General features: G+C 72.3%; 21 protein-coding genes and 1 pseudogene. 14 read left to right on the top strand and 8 right to left on the bottom strand.

Annotated features, from left to right (window positions below):
• Window positions 1-536: 536 nt before the first annotated feature.
• Together AB0D01_RS35495 and AB0D01_RS35490 are read left to right on the top strand one after the other, a co-directional pair.
• Window positions 537-1,166 (top strand): hypothetical protein, encoded by a 630-nt coding sequence (locus tag AB0D01_RS35495; protein WP_363062755.1) that lies wholly within the window; start codon window positions 537-539, stop codon window positions 1,164-1,166.
• 394 nt (window positions 1,167-1,560) lie between these two features.
• Complete coding sequence (locus tag AB0D01_RS35490; RefSeq protein WP_363062753.1) at window positions 1,561-2,208, top strand: hypothetical protein; 648 nt, start codon at window positions 1,561-1,563, stop codon at window positions 2,206-2,208.
• Between the two features lie 336 nt (window positions 2,209-2,544).
• On the opposite strand, the gene AB0D01_RS35485 is transcribed toward AB0D01_RS35490, so the two are convergent.
• Complete coding sequence (locus tag AB0D01_RS35485; RefSeq protein ID WP_363062751.1) at window positions 2,545-3,171, bottom strand: hypothetical protein; 627 nt, start codon at window positions 3,169-3,171, stop codon at window positions 2,545-2,547.
• Between the two features lie 157 nt (window positions 3,172-3,328).
• Between AB0D01_RS35485 and AB0D01_RS35480 the strand changes: the two genes are divergently transcribed.
• The 5 genes from AB0D01_RS35480 (at window position 3,329) to AB0D01_RS35460 (ending at window position 10,665) form a co-directional block, all read left to right on the top strand.
• Complete coding sequence (locus AB0D01_RS35480) at window positions 3,329-3,673, top strand: hypothetical protein (RefSeq protein WP_363062749.1); 345 nt, start codon at window positions 3,329-3,331, stop codon at window positions 3,671-3,673.
• Between the two features lie 174 nt (window positions 3,674-3,847).
• Window positions 3,848-4,735 carry a hypothetical protein gene (locus AB0D01_RS35475; RefSeq protein ID WP_363062747.1) on the top strand — a complete coding sequence of 296 codons (888 nt, stop codon included), beginning with the start codon at window positions 3,848-3,850 and terminating at the stop codon, window positions 4,733-4,735.
• Window positions 4,732-8,457 (top strand): CHAT domain-containing protein, encoded by a 3,726-nt coding sequence (locus AB0D01_RS35470; protein WP_363062745.1) that lies wholly within the window; start codon window positions 4,732-4,734, stop codon window positions 8,455-8,457. Before AB0D01_RS35475 ends, AB0D01_RS35470 begins: the two co-directional genes overlap by 4 nt.
• A 145-nt stretch (window positions 8,458-8,602) precedes the next feature.
• The gene (locus tag AB0D01_RS35465) at window positions 8,603-10,258 is read left to right on the top strand and encodes a serine/threonine-protein kinase (RefSeq protein ID WP_363062743.1); all 1,656 of its coding nucleotides are present in this window, start codon (window positions 8,603-8,605) and stop codon (window positions 10,256-10,258) included.
• Window positions 10,259-10,479: 221 nt separating this feature from the next.
• Window positions 10,480-10,665, top strand: coding sequence for a hypothetical protein (locus AB0D01_RS35460; RefSeq protein ID WP_363062741.1), 186 nt, complete (start codon window positions 10,480-10,482; stop codon window positions 10,663-10,665).
• Between the two features lie 58 nt (window positions 10,666-10,723).
• Here AB0D01_RS35460 and AB0D01_RS35455 read toward each other — a convergent pair whose 3' ends face one another.
• Both AB0D01_RS35455 and AB0D01_RS35450 read right to left on the bottom strand, forming a co-directional pair.
• Window positions 10,724-10,852 (bottom strand): hypothetical protein, encoded by a 129-nt coding sequence (locus tag AB0D01_RS35455; RefSeq protein ID WP_363062739.1) that lies wholly within the window; start codon window positions 10,850-10,852, stop codon window positions 10,724-10,726.
• Window positions 10,853-10,869: 17 nt separating this feature from the next.
• Window positions 10,870-11,310 carry a hypothetical protein gene (locus AB0D01_RS35450; RefSeq protein WP_363062737.1) on the bottom strand — a complete coding sequence of 147 codons (441 nt, stop codon included), beginning with the start codon at window positions 11,308-11,310 and terminating at the stop codon, window positions 10,870-10,872.
• A 25-nt stretch (window positions 11,311-11,335) separates the two neighbouring features.
• Between AB0D01_RS35450 and AB0D01_RS35445 the strand changes: the two genes are divergently transcribed.
• From AB0D01_RS35445 to AB0D01_RS35435, 3 genes are all read left to right on the top strand, one after another.
• Window positions 11,336-12,313 (top strand): ATP-binding protein, encoded by a 978-nt coding sequence (locus tag AB0D01_RS35445; RefSeq protein ID WP_363062735.1) that lies wholly within the window; start codon window positions 11,336-11,338, stop codon window positions 12,311-12,313.
• Window positions 12,314-12,400: 87 nt separating this feature from the next.
• Entirely contained in the window at window positions 12,401-12,904 is a 504-nt protein-coding gene (locus AB0D01_RS35440; RefSeq protein ID WP_363062733.1) for a transposase family protein, read from the top strand.
• A 128-nt stretch (window positions 12,905-13,032) separates the two neighbouring features.
• Complete coding sequence (locus tag AB0D01_RS35435; protein WP_363062731.1) at window positions 13,033-13,548, top strand: DinB family protein; 516 nt, start codon at window positions 13,033-13,035, stop codon at window positions 13,546-13,548.
• On the opposite strand, the pseudogene AB0D01_RS35430 reads toward AB0D01_RS35435, so the two are convergent.
• Both AB0D01_RS35430 and AB0D01_RS35425 read right to left on the bottom strand, forming a co-directional pair.
• Window positions 13,545-13,778: pseudogene (locus AB0D01_RS35430) on the bottom strand (IS630 family transposase); the annotation flags it as partial. The gene AB0D01_RS35435 and the pseudogene AB0D01_RS35430 sit on opposite strands and share 4 nt — an antisense overlap.
• A 244-nt stretch (window positions 13,779-14,022) precedes the next feature.
• Window positions 14,023-14,415 (bottom strand): MerR family transcriptional regulator, encoded by a 393-nt coding sequence (locus tag AB0D01_RS35425; protein WP_363062729.1) that lies wholly within the window; start codon window positions 14,413-14,415, stop codon window positions 14,023-14,025.
• Between the two features lie 391 nt (window positions 14,416-14,806).
• Here AB0D01_RS35425 and AB0D01_RS35420 point away from each other — a divergent pair, with 391 nt between their 5' ends.
• Both AB0D01_RS35420 and AB0D01_RS35415 read left to right on the top strand, forming a co-directional pair.
• Window positions 14,807-15,823: an MFS transporter gene (locus AB0D01_RS35420; RefSeq protein WP_363062727.1), complete on the top strand. Its 1,017-nt coding sequence runs from the start codon at window positions 14,807-14,809 to the stop codon at window positions 15,821-15,823.
• Window positions 15,816-16,019, top strand: a complete 204-nt coding sequence (locus AB0D01_RS35415; RefSeq protein WP_363062725.1) for a transposase — start codon at window positions 15,816-15,818, stop codon at window positions 16,017-16,019. Before AB0D01_RS35420 ends, AB0D01_RS35415 begins: the two co-directional genes overlap by 8 nt.
• 4 nt (window positions 16,020-16,023) lie before the next feature.
• Here the strand turns inward: AB0D01_RS35415 and AB0D01_RS35410 are convergent, their stop codons facing one another.
• Both AB0D01_RS35410 and AB0D01_RS35405 read right to left on the bottom strand, forming a co-directional pair.
• A complete protein-coding gene (locus AB0D01_RS35410; RefSeq protein ID WP_363062723.1) occupies window positions 16,024-16,302 on the bottom strand; it encodes a hypothetical protein in 279 nt (92 codons plus the stop codon).
• A 374-nt stretch (window positions 16,303-16,676) separates the two neighbouring features.
• Window positions 16,677-16,838, bottom strand: coding sequence for a hypothetical protein (locus tag AB0D01_RS35405; RefSeq protein WP_363062778.1), 162 nt, complete (start codon window positions 16,836-16,838; stop codon window positions 16,677-16,679).
• 607 nt (window positions 16,839-17,445) lie between these two features.
• Here AB0D01_RS35405 and AB0D01_RS35400 point away from each other — a divergent pair.
• Together AB0D01_RS35400 and AB0D01_RS35395 are read left to right on the top strand one after the other, a co-directional pair.
• Window positions 17,446-17,994: a hypothetical protein gene (locus AB0D01_RS35400; protein WP_363062721.1), complete on the top strand. Its 549-nt coding sequence runs from the start codon at window positions 17,446-17,448 to the stop codon at window positions 17,992-17,994.
• A gap of 117 nt (window positions 17,995-18,111) precedes the next feature.
• Window positions 18,112-18,369, top strand: coding sequence for a hypothetical protein (locus AB0D01_RS35395; RefSeq protein ID WP_363062719.1), 258 nt, complete (start codon window positions 18,112-18,114; stop codon window positions 18,367-18,369).
• Between the two features lie 48 nt (window positions 18,370-18,417).
• Here AB0D01_RS35395 and AB0D01_RS35390 read toward each other — a convergent pair whose 3' ends face one another.
• Window positions 18,418-19,011, bottom strand: coding sequence for an NAD(P)H-dependent oxidoreductase (locus AB0D01_RS35390; RefSeq protein WP_363062717.1), 594 nt, complete (start codon window positions 19,009-19,011; stop codon window positions 18,418-18,420).
• Window positions 19,012-19,048: the final 37 nt, after the last annotated feature.

The following is a 19,048-nucleotide window of genomic DNA, read 5'->3' as shown; positions in this document are numbered from 1 at the left end:
ACACGGGAGCCGTGGATGCGTGAGCGGGCGTTCCCGTCGGGCGACGACACCGAAACCCTGAGTAACCTTTGTTAAGGATGTCGGGCCTTTTCGGGTTGCTTGTTACGTTACCGACGGTTTGCCAACATATTGCGTTCGTAACGCGGAGACCACACCGCTTCCCGGCACACGCACAGACTGCCGGGCGCGGGCGCCCCCACCGCACGAACGAATCAAGGAATCCCCGCTCATGAGCTCCACGCACCGCTCCCGCCCCCGCAACCTGCGCACCGCCGCCGTCACGGCGGCCGTCCTGGCCGGTGTCACCCTCCCCGTCGGCGCGCGGTAGCCCACGCCCCCGCAACGGCCCTGTCCGCCACCACCGCCGACGCCGGCAACCCCGGCAGCGGAGCCGACGCCGGAAGCGGGTGGCGGCTCGGCGGAACGAGCGGGACCTCTGACGTGGACAACGGCGGCCGTCCCGGCGGTGACCGGCGCCCGACAACACCGGCGGTCAGCCGGGCGACGTCGACAACGGTCAGGGCCAGGTGCGGCGAGTGACCGCGGGCCACAAGCAACTGCCCGGCGGATACGTCGCCCACCTGTACAACAGCCTCCGGACCCTCAAGCTCCGCGACGGCGGCACCGCGAAGATCAACTGGATCCTCGGCACCCCCCGCGCCGATCTCTTCGACCGCGACGACAAGCCCCAGGGCGCCCTGGAACGCCCCGGCGCCACCAAGACCCTGCGCTCGGGCCTCAAGGTCACCCTCCAGCACGGCGGACGGCTCAAACAGGAGACCAAGATCACCCTCCGCGACGGCAACACCGCACTCCTCGACAAGGGCCTCGACAAGACCTGGGGCGCCACCCTCCGAAGCAACAGCCACAGCGCCTTCCTCGACGGCGTCCACGCCACGAAGCGGCCCACCGTCACCCTGCCCTCCGGCCTGAAGATCACCATCGACAGGACCGGCACCCTCACCCAGCACTACAAGGGCAAGGCCACCACCACCCCCACCAATACGGCGGCGCCCGCGGCCAGGAACGTCGCCTGCCCCACCTCCGCCACGGCCCCGACATCCCGGCGGCGGGGCGGGAGCAACCGACGCAACGGCAGGCTCCGGACGCCAAGAAACGGGAGCGCTCCGGGCCTGCGGCAGAGGGCCGGGAGCTGGTGGCGCTGACGAAGACGGAGCTGCACGAAGGCGGCGACCGGCATCTCGGGCCGCTCGTCCATGAACCGCGGCCGGCTCGCCGATGCCCTCGCCCACGCCGGCCGCGGCCGGCGTACGGCCTGACCGCCGCGCTCTGGGAGCTTGCTCGGTCGTGGTCAGGCCGCCGTGACGCGCGGGATGTACGGTGCGCCCGTACTGAGCGCCGGTCGGGTCCGGACTCGAGTCGCTCGACCGCCCGAAGCGCGCGACGATGAAGGTGACCAGTGGAAGGCTATGATCCTCGCGTCCTCATACGGGAAACGTCATGAATCACCTGTCCAGGCTCGCAACGCTCGCCGCCGTACCGGTGGCACTCGTGGGAACCATCGCGTTCGCACCGGGAGGCCCGGAGCGGTCTCTTCCGATGGGGACCTGCACCTTGGTCGTGGAGGCCAACGGCACCTCACGGATCGAGGGGTCCGGCTTCCCGCCGTTCGAGAAGATGACGCTCTTCAACCCCAAGGCAGGTGCCGCGCAGTCCGTCACCGACGCCGGCGGCTCCTTCAGCTTCCCCCTGACCGGCGCCAAGCCCGAGGACGCGGTCAAGGCGACCTTCGTCGCGAAAACCTCCGATGGCAAGGACACTCCGTGCCCGGTCAAGGTCAACGCACCCGGGAACGACCCCGCGAAGGACCCTCAGGGAGTCGACCCCAACTCCCCCCAGTACAAGCAGGGTTTCGAGAAGGGGAAGGCCGACACCGAGGCGACCTGTAAGAAGGGCGAGCCCCCCAAGACGGCCGCCCCCGACCCCAACTGGACGGCCGGCTACGGCGCGGGCGCGGATGCCGCCCTGAAGAGCGCGGCCTGTGCGGGTGGCGCGGCAGACGAGAAGACAGCGCAGGAGCAGTACTCGGCCGGGTACCAGAAGGGGCTCCAGGAGACCCAGGCGACCTGTAAGAAGGAACCCCCGAAGATGGCGGCTCCCGATCCCAACTGGACCAACGGCTACAACGCCGGCGCCGAACTGGCCCTGAACAGCGCGGCCTGCAAGAAGGCCGCCCCGGCCAACTGAACGCACGGCGCGCCCGCGATCCCGGCCGAGTGATCGAGGTTCGGGGCCGCCCCGAGCCACTGCGCGCTCGTTCCACGGGCAGCCCGGAGGCGTACGAGAGTCGGCCCTCGCCCTCCACGCGCAGGACGTCGCGGCTCCGGGGGCCAGCGCCTTCGAGCAGGGTGGTGATCCGGCGGGCCGTCCCCATCGGATCTGCGGCGGTGCCCTCGGTCATCCCTCTCCCCGCTCCGTGCAGGCGGGCGCCGGCGCGCTTGGTCGACCGTCACCCGATGGCGATGGCGTCGGGAGAGCGGCGATCGAGGTCCGGCCCGTCGGAGCGCGGGACGGCACCGGGCGTCAGGCCGGGCTTCGGCGCCACACGCGGGTACAGGATCGGGGAAGGTACAGCGACAGCACGGCGCTGACGACGTAGACGAGGGCCAGGAGGCCCATCTCCCGGTGCAGGGGCAGCAGGATGAGGACGGCGACCGTACCGCACGAGAAGAGGAACCAGGCCACCGGGTGGAAGGGGGTGATGTCCCCGTCCAGGCCCAGGCCGCTCCACCAACCGCACAGCACGAGGATCCCGGCGACGGTGAACCACATCCAGAACACGGGGTCGCCCAGCGGGTCGGAGGGAGGGACGAACCAGCGCGTCAGGTCGACGTCGGCCGGGCCGTGGGACTCGCGGAACGTGTGGTTGAGGTGGCCGGCGATGAAATAGCTCAGGGCCAGGTACAGCGTCTGCACGAGCGCGGTGACCACCGTACGGATCGCCGCCTCGGACCGGACCGCGGCCGGGGTCCGCGCGACCCGCTCGTAGAGCCCGCGGGCCCGGCGGTGGGCCGAGGCCGCCAGGGCGTACCAGGCCAGTGCCCAGGAAACGAGCACGAACACGTACAGGACGAGGCTGTCGCCCCCGAACACGCTGACCAGGAAGGCCTCGACGAGATCGTCGGGCTTCGCCGGATCCGGAACCCCCATGCCGTCCCCTCCCCTTCGGTACGGGTAGCGGTGAACTCCCGCCACGGCGAAGGAGGTTAGCGCAATCGCAAGGATTGATTCCGCTTCATGGGCCATGTAGTCCGCGGTCCGCGACACTGCTGTCGGCAACCGGGCCCGACCGACTCCGAGGATGCCGGTGAACGACGACAGGCACGACGTGCACGAGAAGAACACGAAGCACGACGAACACGACGAGATCCGCGAGAACGACCCGCACGACGGGTACGAAAGGTATGACGGGCACGACCCCTTCGGTGGTGACGGCCCCATCGACGCGGAAGCCGCCGACGGCGACCTCGCCCTGGCTCCCCCGCCCATCGCCGCGGCTGGCCGGCCCCGCTACAGCTGGCAGTGCCGCCTGGAGGAAGTCGACGTCGCCCGCTGTGACGTCGACGTGCCGGGCAGCGTCGACTTCCCGCAGCACGGGGACGGGACCTGCGCCCACGGGTCGCTCGTCTACCGCCCCCGCCGCCCGGCCTGACGCGATCCGAGGCCCGACGGCGTACGGCCCGACGGTGTCCGACATCCTCCGGCCCGCCGTCCCACGTGAACCACCCGAAGGGGGCCCGCCATCGGGGTCATCTCCGCACTCGCCTCCGGTCCCGCGAAACGCTGGACCGCCCTCATCAGCGGCGGCGCGTACGCCTTCGCCGCCGTGCTCGTCCTGCTGCTGCGTCCCTGGGACCCGCCCACCGTCGCCTGCCCGGGGACTGGCCTGACCCGTGCGGCCTGCGATCTGCGCGACGGGGGCACGACCGCGCTGGCCGCCGGCGCGGTCCTGCTGTTCGTCGCCGCCGCCGGGGCCTCGCTGGTGGTGTCCGCGCTCGCGTTCCCCCTGGTGCGGCTGCTGTCCGGGACGCTGGTGCCGCTGGGCCCGCCCGGCGCGCTGCTGCTCGCCCTGCGCCGGCGCCGCAAGTCGCGCCTGCTGTCGCGCTCCGGGCAGCGCGGCGACACCGTGACACCGTCGCCGGCGGTCGCGCGGTCACTCGGTGCGCTGCGCCGGTTGCCCGTGCGGGACGAGGCCCTGGTGCCCACCCGGATCGGCAACAGCTTCGCGGCGATGTCCGAGCGAGTCTGGGCCCGGCACCGGATCGACGCGAACCTCTGCTGGCCCGTCCTCCAGCAGCTGTTCGACGAGCCGGCGCGGCGCGAGGTGGATCAGGCGTCCGAGCAGGTCCTGGGCCGGGCCCGGAACCTGCTGTGGTCCCTGGCCACGGTCGTGGCCGCCCTCGCCTGCGGCCCCCTCGAACGGGTCGACGCCCGGCCCGTCGCCGTCGCGGCCGTGGCGGCCGGCGTGGTGGCGGCGCTCCTGCTGGCGGGCCTCGGCAACAGCGTCGACGAGTACGCGGACCGCGTCGAGGCCGCCGTGCTGCGTCACCGCGACGCGCTCTACCGTTCGGCCGGCTGGCCCCTGCCCGTCGACACCGAGGCGGAACGGGCGGGCGGCGAGACGTTCACCGCCTATCTGACCCGCAAGGACCTCGACCCGTTCACGGTGGTCTTCGAACGCCCCGAGCCACCCCGGGAGGAACCCCCGACGTGATCGACTACACGCGACGCACCCCGAAACCCGACCCCGAACCCGAACCCGGCCCCGGCCCGGATCCGGACGCCGACCTCGTCTCCCTCCTGCGCCGCACCGGCCCTGCGGCCGAAGCCGTCCTCGCCCTCGGCCCCCTCCCCGCCGGCGCGGAACCGTCCGAGGAGCGGCTGCGGGTCCTGGAGGAGTGGTACGAGGCCGCGGGCAGCGTCGGCGCCGCCTGCGGGGCCGCGTGCGCCCGCGAGGACCGGCCCACCCTGGCCGTGTCCGACGCCCTCGAAGCGTGGCTGCGCCGGGCCGGCGAGTGCCTCGCCGTGTTCCGCGCGCTCGCCCTGCGGCCCGACGGCGACGCCCGGGACCGGGAGTCGGACCGCGCACTCCACCTGGAGCTGTTGGCCAGGCTGAACCACGTCCACGAGGAGGCCGACCGTCAGCGTCGCTACCTCGCCTCCCGCCGCGACGGCATCACCCCCGAGCGGGCCGACGCCCGCTTCGCGGCCGGTCGCGCCGCGCACCGGGCGCTGGCCGCCGAGGCCCTGGCCGCGCTGCCGCCCGGGGACCTGCGCCGCGACGAGTGGCTGCTGTGGCACGCCTTCACCACCCTGCGCGTGTCCGAGTACGGGCCGCCCCTCGTGCCGGCCGCGATCGACGAGGCGCTCGCGCTCGCCGAGGCCCTCACCGAGGCGGGCCGCGTCCTCGACGACGACCAGCGCCGGCACGCCCGTTCGGTGGCGGCGGCCCTCGCGACCCGGCAGAAGACCGGCGGCGATCCGGCCAGGGCGACGGATCTCCCGGCCCTGGTCCTGCACCACCGCGCCGTGTGGCAGGCGTCGGACGCGGACCCGCTGACGGCCGCCCGCTACGGCACCGAACTGTTCCGGGCCGTCCAACTCGGTGTCCCCGTACCCGGCCTGACCCTGCACGACGCCGTCCACGCCCTCGACCGGGCCGTCCGCGATCTGGACCCCGAATCTCCCGACTTCCCGGAGACGGCCGCTGCCCACGCCCTCGCCCACAGCCAGGCCATCACCGTCGAGGTGAGCGCGCGACGCGAGGCGGACCGGGCGATCAGGCGGCTCGACGCCGCCCGGGCGATCCTGCCGCCCGGTCACGAGTTCATGCTGCCGCTCCTGTTGGCCCTGGCCCAGTTGCTGAGCAGGCGGGCCGACCACAGCGGCTCCCTGGCCGACGTCCGCTCCGCGCTCGCCCTGCTGCGCCGGATCCGGCGCCAGGACCTGACCGACCCGCTGCACCGGCTGTACGTGGACGCCGCCCTCGCCTGCGTCCACGCCCGCTTCCACTTCCACACGGCCGCCGACGACGCCGACTGCACCGCCCTGGGCGACGACGGCGCCCACCCGGACGACCGTACGGGCCACTCCGCCCGCGTCCACCAACAGTTGCGGCTGCACCTGGGGACGGCGCGGTCGCTGGCCGACCGCACCGACCACGCCCCCGAACCCCTCAACCTCGTCCTGGAGGTGCTCGGACAGTCCCTGCTGCTCGCCGCCACCTACCCCGACGGGCCGGGAGCCGGACCACACCGGGGTGCGGACCGGCTGCCGCTCGTCACGGAGGCCCGCACCGCCCTACGCGAGGCCGTCGAACGCACGGACCCGTCCTCCCCCCACCTCGCGGGCCGCGAACTGCACCACCTCCTGGCCTCCCTCGTCGAAGCCCGCCAGAGGGGCGACGCCGCCGCCGACCGCGCCCACACCGAGGCCCTCGGCCGGCTCGCCGAACGCCCCGACGTCGCGGCCCGGCCCGAACTCCGACAGATCCTGCGCGGCGTCCACGCCTACGCGACGACCCCGAAACACCTCGCCACCCCCGCCCGGGCCGACGTCCTGCGCGCGCTGGAGGCCCGCTGCGCCGAGCGCCCCGACGAGGTGCACGTCGCCGCCCTCCAACTCCGGCTACACCTGGCGCGCGCCTACCGCACCCCCGAGGCCTCCCCCGTGAGCCTCCCGGGCCCGCTCGGGCTGCTGCTGGGCCGGCTCGCCGCCCCCTCCGGTCCCACGGCCCGGCCCACGGCCGCCGACGCGACCCGCGCCCGGCAGATCGGTCGGTCCGTCCTGCGGCTGCTGGCCGCGCGCACGCTGGTGCAGGACTCGCCGGGCGACGCCGTGTTGACCGCCGAGCGGGCCGGGAGCATCGCCCGGGAGGTGGCGGGCTGGTGCGTCGAGGACGGCGCCCTGGAGGAGGCCGTCGACATCCTCGAAAGCGGCCGGGCGTTGGCCCTGCACACCGAGATCGCCTCCGTCGACGTCGCGGAGCGGCTCACCGGGCTCGGCCGGGCCGATCTGGCCGCTCGCTGGCAGCGTTGGCGGGCCTCCTGGCTCGACCGCACCCGCGAGGGCGAGGACGCTCCGGATCCGGGCCCGTGGGACTCGTACACCGACCATCCCGTCCCCGAGCAACTCGGGGTCGAGGTCCGCGCGGCCCTGGAGGAGCACGGGGCCCTGGACGCCCTGTCGGCCACCGTCCCCGTGCCGGACATCGCGGCGGCGCTGCGGGCCACCGGCGCCGACGAACTGGTCTACCTGCTCCCGGGTGACTCGGGGCCCCGTTCCGGCGGGGCCCTGCGGGTCGGCTCGGACGGCCGGGTGCGGTGGACGCCGATGCCCGGACAGGCCGACACCTGGCCGCTGGAGAGCTACCTCGGCGCGTTGGAGGCCCGGTTGGCCTCCCCGGGCTCCGAGACGGTGCGTCGGTCCTGGCGCACGGCGCTGGCCGCGCTGTGCGCGTGGGCCGGTACAACGGTCGTCGCCCCGCTGCTCGCCGACGGGCCCGGCGGGCGCCGTCGCGAGCCCGCCCGTCCGCCCCACCTGGTGCTCGTGCCGTTGGGTTCCCTGGCCGCCGTCCCGTGGGCCGCCGCCACCGTGCCCGGACCGCACGTCGGCGGCCGGCCCCGGCTCGCGGTCGACGAACTGCTCCTGTCCACGGCCCCGTCGGCGCGGATGTTCACCCTGGCCGCCGCTCGACCCGCCGCGCGGGCCGGGAACCGGGCCCTGCTCGTCCTCGGCCTGACCGGCAAGGAGGCCCGCGTCTCCTCAAGCCGCGCCCTGTACAGCCTGTACGGCCACCGGGTACGCCTGCTCACCCCGGCCGGGAGCGAGGACGGCGACACCCGGCCCGATACGGTGCTGGGCGAGATCCGCCGTGCCTGCGGGGAGCACGGGATCGTGGACGTGGCCGCCCACCTGATGCCCGACCCGTCCGAGAGCTGGCGCTCCTACCTGGCCTTCGGCCGCCCCGACGGCGAGCGCGCCGAGGGTCCGGCCCCGCACGCGAACCGGCTGTCGGCCCAGGCCATCGCCGCCCAGCGCTTCCCCGTACCGTCCTCGGGGCCGGGGTTGTGCGTCTCGCTGGCCTCGTGCGTCAACCACGTGGTCCGCCGGCACCACGACGAGTCGTTCACCATGGCCGCCGCCTTCCTCACGGGCGGCGCCTCCAGCGTCCTCGGCTCCCTCTGGCCCGTCAGGCTGCACGCCACCGCCCTCGTCGACCTCCTCTTCCACCACCGCATGCGGGAGGGCGACGCCCCAATACCGGCGCTGCGCGCGGCGCAGCTGTGGATGGCCGATCCCGCGCGGAACGTGGAGCGTGCCTTCCCCGAGTCGGTGCGCAGGACGGTCGGGGAGCTGCTGAGGGCGGTGGAGGAGACCGGCCACGATCCGGCCGATCCGGCGCTGTGGGCCGGGCTGGTGATGGTGGGTCGCTGACGCGGGCCGGGTGTGCGCCGCGGGGTCGAGGGCGCCCACCCAGCGAACACAACGGCCTGCCACCCAAGGCCCGTTCGCGCGTCGGGGCGCGGTCGGGGTCGGCTACCCTTGCGCGAGACGATCTTGGGATGGGGGCCGGTCGGGCATGGTGGCGCACGGGGTGGGCGAACGGCTGCGGGTCGATGACCCCCGGGAGATCGCGGGATACCGGCTGCTGGCGCGCATCGGCGAGGGCGGCATGGGCACCGTCTACCTCTCGCACACCCGGGGTGGGCAGCCCGTCGCGCTGAAGGTGATCCGGCGCGAGTACGGGGGCGATCCCGGTTTCCGCCGTCGCTTCGAGCAGGAGGTCCAGGCGGCCCGTCGGGTCCAGGGCTACCACGTCGTCCCGGTCCTCGACCACGACACCACCGGTGAACAGCCTTGGCTGGCGGCCGCGTTCGTCCCCGGTCTGTCCCTGCACGAGGCGTCGGTCGCGCACGGCCCGTTGCCGCTGCCCGCCGTGCTCCGGCTCGTCGGGGGCATCGCGCGGGCCCTGACGGCGATCCACACCGCCGGCGTGGTGCACCGCGACCTCAAGCCCAGCAACGTCCTGCTGAGCGAACAGGGCCCGTACGTCATCGACTTCGGCATCGCGCGGGCCGCCGACGCGACGCAGCTCACCGCGTCCGGCGGCATCGTCGGCACCCCGCAGTTCATGTCCCCGGAGCACGCGTTGGGCGATCCTGTCGGACCGGCCGGCGACGTCTTCTCGCTCGGCCTGATCGCGGCCGTCGCCGCAACCGGACGCCACCCCTACGGTGACGGCGGCGCCCTCACCCTCGCCGCGCAGATCGCCAACACCGCCGTGCGTCCGCCCGTGCTGGACGGCTACGACGACGTACTGCGCCCCCTGCTCGAACGCTGCCTGACGCCCGACCCGGCCCAGCGCATCGGCACCGAGGAGTTGGCCGCGCTGTGCGAGCGGGCCGCGGGCGGCGGCCCGGGCGACTTCGCCGCCGTGCTGCCGCGGGCGCTGGCCGAGGAGTTGGCCGCCCGTAGGCGTGCGGCGCTCGCGCCGGCGCCCGAGCCGACGGTCACCGGCCCGGGCCCGCGGCCGCCGCACTCCCCCACCTTCGCCGCCACCCCCACCACGGGCCCGGCCCCGTACGCCCCGACGGCGCCCGCCGCCCCGCAACGTCCGCAGACGCGCTTCGTCGTCGGCGCGGCCGTCGCCGTGGCCCTGGCGGTGCTCCTGACCTGGACGGTGACCCGTTCCGACGGCGACTCGGACACCGCGCGCGACCAGGGCGGCGCGGGCCCGTCGGGCCGGTCGTCGAACCAGCCGAACCGATCGGCCGACCCGGGCCCGAGGTCCTCCGCCTCCTCGCCCTCCTCGTCCTCCTCCCCTTCGGACGACTCCCTCTACACCGCCGTCTTCCAGGACCGCCCCTTCGCCCTGCGTTCGCCGAGCGGGGCCAACATCGTGGAGTTCGACCTCGACGTCCCGCAGGTCGTACAGGACTCCACGGGCCGGGACATCGAGCTCAGCGAGATCTCCGGGGGCCGGTGGAGGTTCTACACGCCGATGGGCAAGAGCGCCGGGAAGACGGCGCAGCAGTGCCTCCAGGGCGCCCAGGGCGACGTGCTGCCGGCCGAGATCGAGGCGAAGGACCTGCGTACGACCGTCCCCGTCGGGACGTTGCTGTGCACGGTCACGAGCGATCGCCGGCTGGCCATGCTGGAGGTCACCGACATCACCACGAGCAAGGGAACCCTGCCCGACTACGCCACCCGGCTCACCCTCTGGCAGCGGCGCTGACAGTGCTGGTGTGTTCATGGCGGGTTCGATTCTGCCTGCGCCCGGAAGCCGGAGCCGGAAGGGGACCGGCTGCTGAGCGCGCTGCTCCGGGTGAACGGCGCCGTCCACGTCGCGGACGGGACGTGGCAGACCTTCGACGCGCGGACCGGGCGCAAGCTGTGGACGCACGACCCGGGCGCGTACGTCCGCCAGATCGCGCCCCCACCCCGTAAGGCGGGGAGTTGTATGCGGCGGTGGGCGGCGACGGGCAGGCCGTCGTCGCGGTGGACCCGACGGACCGCCGCACCGTGTGGACCCTGTCCGCGGGAACGGTGGGCATGTCCGACGGCGCGGAGCTCCTCGCCCGTCGCGGCGACCGCCTGTACGCCCGGGCGACAGACCGGGTGGCGGCGATCCCGCTGGACTGAGGGAACGGCCGACGCGGCCGAGGGCGGCCGCGCGGGCCGCCCTCGGCGCGACGGCCCGTCAGCCCGCGTGCCGGGCGGCGACGAGGGAGGCGGCCGGGTCGCGGTCGAGCTGGGCGAGGACGGTGCCGGTCGAGACGACCGCCCCGACGCGTTCGGCCACGTACGTCGCCTGGTCGGGCTTCGGCAACTGAGCTCGCCGGCGCGTCAGGTGGCAGGACCGGGCGGAACCAGGTCCTCGTCCGGGAAGGCCGAAGCAGGCCTGCGGCCCGCCTCAGGGCCGGCGAGAACCCGCACGTCGAACGGGCTCATGTCGTTGTCGTGGTCCCGGGCGGTGAATCCGGCCGCGGACAGGATGGCGATCACCGCGGCGGCCATCGCCATCTGGGTCTCGCCGTACTGCCGGATCGCCGGAGTCACCCCTCGGTGCTGCCGCGCGTCTCGCATCGCGTTGCTCCGCAGCCGGGAGCTGCCCTTCCAGCTCACGACGACCTCGATCTCTTCGCCGTGAAAGTGGTGGTTCCACGCGTCGACGCGGACCAACGCGCCGACGGCCGGTTCAGGGGCCAGGCCGGGAGAAGCGACGGGCAAGCCGGCCGCCGTGAGTTCGTCACGGACCTGCTCGGCCAGCCGCTCGGCCTCGGCCACCCCGTTCTCCTCACTCGGCGCTGCCATGCCCCGCAACCTATCCGACCCCTCCGACACGAAAGACAGCACCGATGACCGGCACTCCAGCAGCCACGACGCCGGCCCGCCCCGGCCGGCGGCACCCGCGTCGGCGCTCGCCGCGACGTCCGGCGCCGCGTTCGACGAGGCGATCGCCCTGACCCGAAGGTTGAAGCTGCCGCACATCCGCCGAGCGATGGCGGAGATCATCCCCACCGCGAAAGCCCAGCGCCGGCATCCCGCCGAGATCGTCCGGGCCCTACTCGCGGAGGAGGCCGCCGGCCGCGACGCGGCCAATCTCCGCACCCGCCGCACTCGGGCTGCGTTCCCGACCGGCAAGACCTTCCACATCTGGAACGAGGAGGCGTCCTCGATCCCGGTCCCCACGCAGTCCGTGTTGCGGACCCTGGAATGGGTCGGCCGACGCGAGAACCTCTGCGTCGCCGGCCCCTCCGGGACCGGGAAGTCGCCCTTACGCAGCGAGGCGCTCGGCCAGTCCGCGGTCGATGCCGGGATGACGGTCGCCTGGTTCACCATCGAGGACCTCGGGGCTCTGATCCGCCGTCACCGTGTCGACGACTCCATCTCGAAGGCCATCGGTCGGATCACCCGAACCGATTTGATCATCGTTGACGACATCGGGCTCCTGCCCGTCTCTCCGGACGCCGCCGATGCCTTCCATCGCCTGGTCGATGCGGCTTACGAACGGTGGAGTCCGGCCTTGAGCAGCAACCTTCATCCGTCTGGCTTCGACGAGATCATGCCCAAGACGCTCGCCACCGCGACCGTCGACCGGCTCCTGCACCACGCCCACGTCGTCGTCACGCAGGGCGACAGCCACCGGACGCGGCAGTCGTCCCGCTCGCCTGACCCACAACCGGGGAGATCAACTGTCCACCGGGACATTGAGTCCACCAGTGGGGAGATCAACTGCCCGCGAGCGGGGAACTCCTTCGGTTCTGATCCACTCTGTGTGGAGCGGTGACAGAGTGTCATAGCCACGTGGGAGGGTCGCCGATCGTGTGACTGTGACGTGCTGAGGGGCGCTTTCGCCCACCTCCAGTCGGTGTCGGTGGACGAGGTCCCGGTCTACGACGAGGCGGTGACGATCTCCGCGCGGAGCACTACGCGGCAGGCGGCCCGCCCGGACTGCGGAGCGGTTTCGGCACGGGTTCGTGGCGGGTACCCGAGGCGGATTGCCGACGTGACCCTGGCCGGGCGGGCGACCGTGGTTGACCTCCTGGTACGACGGTTCCTGTGCCCACAGCGCGACTGCGCGCGGCGGACGTTCGTCAAGCAGAAGGTCGACCTGCCCGAGCCGTTCGCGCGTCGGACGCCGGGGCTTCGCCGGACGCTGGAGCGGATCGCCCTGGCTCTCGCCCGCCGTCCCGGCGCGCGGCTCTGCAGTCCGGCGCTACGCGCACGCCGCCAGCGTGGACGACGTTCCGCCGACCGGAACCGGAAACCCCGCTCGGGACGCGCCCAGCCATACCTCGCCTATCTGCACCAACGCTGGAACGAGGGCTGCACCGACGCCGCGCTTCTCTACGCTGCCATCCGCGAACGCGGTTACTGAGATTGATGCGTGATGTCGCTGGGTCGATGCCTTGAACTGTGAAGACGAGGGCTGCCGCGCGGTGTCACGCGAAGATCACCAGTAACACCCCGACGCCGGCTCCGCACCCCCTGGTAGCGTGCGCCGGCATGTCATGGAAACTGGAACGCCCCCCGCGCCAAGCGGACGAACGCACTGCGCTCATCGGCTGGCTGGACCTGCAGCGGCAGATCCTGCGCTGGAAATGCGAAGGCTTGAGCGACGAGGACGCGCGCCGCGCGGTCATCCCGACCTCACCGGCCATGACGATGGCCGGTCTCATCTCCCACATGCGCTGGACCGAGCACGTCTGGCTGGAAGTGGTGTTCCTCGGCGGCGACAAGAAGCAGAACCCGGCGTTCGACGAGTCAAACGAGGGCGCCGACTGGGACGCTGGCGGCCGTCCCCTCGCAGAGCTGCTCACGGAGTACGAGGCCCAGTGCGCCCGCAGCAACGAGATCGTTGCCGCGGCCTCCCTGGACGACGTCGGCCGCCACCCCGACTTCCGCGACAGCAGCGCCAACCTCCGCTGGATCCTGATCCACCTCGTCGAGGAGACCGGGCGGCACGCGGGTCACGCGGACATCGTCCGGGAGCTGGTCGATGGCACGAAGGGCTACTTCTAGTGTTCTGAGTCTGGAATTCCGTTCAGATGGCCGGCGAGGCGTTCGAGGATGCCGTCCGCGGTTTTGGTCCAGACGCAGGGTTTCGGGTCGCTGTTCCAGGTGGCGATCCAGTCCCGGACGTCCTTCTCCAGGGCCTGGACGGACTTGTGAACGCCTCGCCGTATCTGCTTGTTGGCCAGCTCGGCGAACCACCGCGCCACCAAGTCCAGCCAGGACAATCCGGTGGGCGTGACCCGCGCGGCCTGCTCGCCGACCATCTGCTCGCCGGCGGCGACAAGGCCATCCGCACCGCGCTCGCCTCCGGCCGGACCATCCGCCGCGGCCAGGGCCACTCCCTGCGGATCACAGCACCGCTCGAACTCCACCGCACCGCGCTGCAGCAGGCCACGGCCCTCGCCGCCGACATCGCCAACTCCGCCGAGCGCAAGGCTCAGCAGGTCGCCGGGTAGTTGCATGGCCGTCGAGTGTCTGCGGTCAGGACTCCATGTGCGTGGTGTCGAGCAGTACGCACTGATCGAATTTCATGCAACCGCACTCCAGACAGTCCGCAACTGCCTGGCGTAGGGGCTGGGTCTGCGCGATGTGACGATCGAGTTCGGGCAGCTTGCGTGTAGCCATCTCCCGCCACTGACGAGTTGCGGACGGTGAGGTGTCTTCGGCCAGCAGCTGCGTAATCTCGGCGAGGGTGAAGCCGGCCCGCTGCGCCATCTTGATCAGGGCTACCCGGCGGACGGTTGTGGCGGGCCATACCCGGCGCCCGCCTTCGCGGCGTGCGCCGGGCAGCAGACCGCGCTCCTCCCAGTAGCGCAGCGCCGAGGCACGCACACGGGCTTGCTCCGCGAGCTCGCTGATGGGTAGATAGCGCACGCCTGCCTCCTTCTCGGTCCGGTCTTGACTTCAAGCGCGCTTGAAGCGCGATGGTGACCTGCATGTTCTCAGTCGCACCGGGACATCTTTTGCCCGCCCCCTACCGTTCGCTGTTCGCCGACCGCACCTTTCGACGGCTGATGCCGGTCTTCGCGTTGTCCGACCTCGGGGACGGCATGACCGTCGTCGCGGTCGCGTGGCTCGCATTCGCACTGGGCCCTGACGGCGGCCAGGGCACACTGGCAGGCATCGCTGTCGCCGCCTACGTCCTGCCCGGCGCGCTGGGAGCACTGGCTTTGGGCAGGTGGATGAGCCCCTGCCCGCGCGGCAACTCCTGGTCACAGACTCCACGCTACGTGCAGTACTGCTCGGGGCGGTCCCGCTCGCACACATGGCAGGGCTGCTCACCCCGGCCGTGTACGTCGGGCTTCTGGGCGCCTCCTCGCTGCTGCACGCCTGGGGCAAGGCCGGAAAGCACGCACTCTTCGCACCTCTACTCCCTGATGACCAGCGCCTGGCGGCCAACAGTGTGATCAGCACCAGCCTCTGGACCGCGACGATCGTGGGCCCCGTCCTGGCGGGCCTTCTCGTGGGAGGGGTATCCCCGGCATGGATCATCGGCCTGGACGCCGCCACGTTCGCCGTGCTCGCGCTTCAGGCCGGCCGCACCCACCTGCCCCGGACGCCGGCGCCCCCGGTGACCGGCGGCACACAACGCGGCCTGAGCATCCTGCGCCGCCATCCTGAGCTGTTCGGCCTGCTCCTCGTGACCTGGGTGTTCAACTTCGCCTTCGGCCCCGTCGAAGTCGCCCTGCCGCTGTTCGTCTCCGACGACCTCGACGCCGGCGCAGGGCTACTCGGCACCTACTGGGCCGCTTTCGGGATCGGAGCCGTCATCGGCGCCCTCGCCCTGGGCGCGGCCAAACGGCTTCCCCTGTGGCCGGCCATGCTCGGCATCATCGCGGGCCACGGCATCGGGATGCTCCCTTTCGCCCTCGCGGACACCGCCGTCCCTTCCTTGCTCGGCTTCGCCTTCGCCGGACTCGTCTACGGCCCCTACTCCGCAATCTCCTTCACCCTGATCCAGGACCGCGCACCCGCCGACTCCCTCACCACGGTCCTGGCAGCGCGCAGCGCCCTACTCCTGACCGCCTCCCCTCTGGGAGCCGCCGTCGGAGGCCTCCTGCTCGACCGGACCAGCGCACCCGCTGTCCTCGTCGGCTGCGGTGCCCTGATGATCCTCACCGTCCCCACCAGCATCGTTGTACTGAAGCTTTGCGGGAGCCGCCGCCGACGACCTCAGCCCGCGCCCGCTCCGGCCCTGCGAGCGAGGTGCACTGACCGGGACCGCCCGACGTCACAGCACTCATGTCGCTTCGACCAGGCCGAGATCTCGACCCGTGACTGACGATCTCGTTCCCGATGACCTGTGCCAGCGTGTCGAGCCCTTGATGCCGGCACCGCGGGCGCGCAGGCACCGATCCCCTGGACGAACGCGCAGTCCCGACCGGGTGGCACTGGCGGGCATCGTCCATGTCCTGCGGAAGGAAGTGGCCTGGAGAGACGTGCCCGCGATGTTGATCGGTTGCTCGGGAGTTGGATGAGAATTCAGCCGGCTTCGACGATGTCGCCGACCGCGCAAACGAATCCCTTCACCAGCGCATGCGGACGTCGTCCGGTTCGACCGGCAGATGCCACGCTCCCATCACGAGGGAAGATGACTGCCTCGGCGGCTTCAATTCCCCCGCGGATGATTTTCACGTGATATTCAGTACGGAAGTCTCCATCGATGGGATCAACATAAACTGCGCTATCCCCCTGAGCGAAGGGGAAAACATCTGTCACCACGGCCCGGTTCACCCTCAGTCCTCCATCAGCAATAGCCACGATCCCGCAGCGTAGCGATCTCTGCCTCCAGCTCACCGTTTTCCTCTTCGGTGAGGACATACCTCTCAGGATTCTCAAGCTCAGAAGGCCGTAGAGGCCCGCAGGAGCGGCGGACCCTGCCGAGGGCCACAAGGGGACCCGCCAGACTTGCCGTCAGGCCCGCAGGGCCCCGCTCCAAGCCGTCCCTTTACCGAACGGGCCCCACAGCCGCGCGGCCAGCCACACGACCTACTCCACGACCCCCACACCACCCGGACCGTCCCACCACGACATCCCCCAAGATCGCGCAGGGCAAGCATCACACCCAGGTCCTGCTCTGCCTCGCCAGGCGCCGGGCCGATGTCCTGTTCGCGATGCTCCGCGAGGGAACCCTTCTACGCATCCCGGCCCGCCACCTCAACCTGATCCTCATCGCGCACGCCGCACACCTGGCAATCCCATTCGTCGCGACAGTCGATCACGACAGGGTGATTGCAGAAGGCGCACGGACGCATGCCCTCCTCGGCTGATTCCTGCACATGCGTTTCATCGCTCATGGCAGGCAGAGTGCCAGACAGCCTCCCGCCGGGCACCCACCACATAGGGGCACCACCCAGGCTTCCCCCCACGTGTCCCCCAAGGCTTTGCGGCACCACCGACCGCCAGGGGAACCACCCAACTCGAACGCCATCGAAACTCGCGCGTCGACGAGACGACCACTGATGCGGACGCCACCACGCCCGACGACATAGGCGTCCGGGCCGGCCGCGGCACCGCCACCCCGGTTGCGGGCGGCGCGGGAGGGCGCATCGTGGGTTCATGGACCGCCCCTCCGGCCCCCCGCGGGGACCCTTGCAGCACCCGGACCGGGAACCTGGCCCCGCGCCGGACTCAGACCAGGACGGGGCCCGGGACCCGGACCGCCCACCGCGGCGGAACGGGCTCCGCGGACGTCCGTGGGCCCTGCTCCTGGGAGCCCTCACCGTGCTGTGCGCGCTGGCCGTGACCGGCCTGTTGCTGACGCGTACCGGCGAAGGCCCGGACCGGGGCGCCTCCCCCGACCCTCCTGGAGCCGCCACGCCCGCCACGGCGGGCCACTCCCCCGCACCGCCGCCGACCCCGACCACAGGCACCCCGCGGGCACCCGGCAAAACCCCAGGAGCCGTGGCGGCCGAGTTCACCGGCACCGGGCACCAGTCCACCGGGGACTTCACCACGTCCGCAGGCCTCACCCTCGTCACCGCCTCCTGCCCCGCCTGCCGCCTCGCCTTCACCGTCACCGTCCTCGACTCCGAAGGCCGCGCCGAGGATCTTCCCGTGACCGCCTTCGGCCCCTACGAGGGCACCCGCGCCGCCACGCTCCCGCCCGGAACCCACTACCTGAAGGTGGACGCCGACTCCGCGTGGACCGTACGGCTCGGGCCACCGCCCGGCGGCGCCCCCGCCGACCTGCCACAGGCCTACGCAGGGCGCGGGGACCGGCTCGAAGGACCGTTCACCGCCACCGGAACCCTGCGCCTCGAAGGCTCCCACACCGGCGCGGGCCACTTCATCGTGCGCGTCCTCGACGCCGACGGCGGACTGGTCGACCTGCCCTTCAACACGGCCGGCGAGCACCGGTCCACCGCCACCAGCCGACTCCACGGACCCGGCCCCTACTACCTCGACGTCACAGCGCTCGGCGCGTGGACCCTACGACTGGCCGGCGAATGAAGCACCGGCCGGGCAGAGAGGCCCGCCGGGCACCGGGCGGCGCCGGCGGCCGAGGCATCCTGTCGGAAAGCCGTCAGTCGAAGGACGCCCGTTTCGACAGGTGGGTTCTTCACCGCGGTGCTGAACACCCAGATCCACTGCCACCCCAGCTGCCCGGCGGTTGCGCCCGAGGTGGAGAACGCGGCGCCAAGCGACTCGGTCAGCCGTCCGATGACCGCCACCCACCCATCACCCCCCCCCACCCGTTCCCGTCGCACCCCACTGGCACCTGGCCGCACGCGAACGGATGAGGCGGCGGTCCACGGCCGCCGGCGAAAAGCCCCGCCGGTGGGTTCGGCCCCGGAGTACGTTCGGACGTACGGGGTGCGGCCCTGACCACCAGGGCCGCAATCCGGCAATGGGCCCGCGGTGGCCGCTGCCGGTTCAGGCCATGAGCGCGGCCGCCTGCTGACGGGCTTGGTCCAGCCAGTCCCTACGCGTTTCCTCCGTGGAGTCGGCGACCGTCCGGAAGACGACCCGGCGCACCTCGCTCACCCCGACGTACGGCAAGACACAGGCCGACCAGATCTTCTGCAAGGGATCGCCGAACTCTCCGTCCTCCCGCTCGATCGGAGTATCGGACGTGTTCAGCACGAGGGCCTTGCCCACCTTCAGAAGCCCGACGGGTTCGCCCTCCGCAGTGCCCAGCTTGTAGGCGACACCCGGCACGAGCACGCGCTGCACCCAGCCCGCGAGAACGGCCGGGGGCATACCCCACCAGTTCGGGTGGACGAACATCATGGCGTCCAACGTGGCCACCTCCGCACGGTGCAGGGCCACCTGCCCCTCCTGGGCGCGCACCGCCTCCTCGACCGTTCCCGTCTCATCGGCGGACAGCACCGCCGGGAAGCCCTCCGCGCACAGGTCATGAGCCACCACCTCGGCGCCCCGCTCGCGCAACTCCCCCACCACGGCGTCGAAAACAGCATGGTTGAAACTCCCCGCACGTGGATGTGCGAGATACACCGCTACACGCATTTTCCCCCCGATCCGCAAGGGCGGAGAACGTCCGCCC

This window comes from Streptomyces sp. NPDC048606 (assembly GCF_040650855.1).
Taxonomy (GTDB): Bacteria; Actinomycetota; Actinomycetes; order Streptomycetales; family Streptomycetaceae; genus Streptomyces.
Note: the sequence above shows the minus strand (reverse complement) of the source record. Positions and strands in the feature narration are given on the sequence as shown.

Bases quoted from the DNA above. Each gene is read 5' to 3' on its own strand.
- AB0D01_RS35445 (WP_363062735.1), top strand. From the start codon at position 11,336: ATGCCCCGCAACCTATCCGACCCCTCCGACACGAAAGACAGCACCGAT.
- AB0D01_RS35405 (WP_363062778.1), bottom strand. From the start codon at position 16,838: ATGAGCGATGAAACGCATGTGCAGGAATCAGCCGAGGAGGGCATGCGT.
- AB0D01_RS35490 (WP_363062753.1), top strand. From the start codon at position 1,561: ATGGGGACCTGCACCTTGGTCGTGGAGGCCAACGGCACCTCACGGATC.
- AB0D01_RS35390 (WP_363062717.1), bottom strand. From the start codon at position 19,011: ATGCGTGTAGCGGTGTATCTCGCACATCCACGTGCGGGGAGTTTCAAC.
- AB0D01_RS35435 (WP_363062731.1), top strand. From the start codon at position 13,033: ATGTCATGGAAACTGGAACGCCCCCCGCGCCAAGCGGACGAACGCACT.
- AB0D01_RS35485 (WP_363062751.1), bottom strand. From the start codon at position 3,171: ATGGGGGTTCCGGATCCGGCGAAGCCCGACGATCTCGTCGAGGCCTTC.
- AB0D01_RS35465 (WP_363062743.1), top strand. From the start codon at position 8,603: ATGGTGGCGCACGGGGTGGGCGAACGGCTGCGGGTCGATGACCCCCGG.
- AB0D01_RS35420 (WP_363062727.1), top strand. From the start codon at position 14,807: ATGGCAGGGCTGCTCACCCCGGCCGTGTACGTCGGGCTTCTGGGCGCC.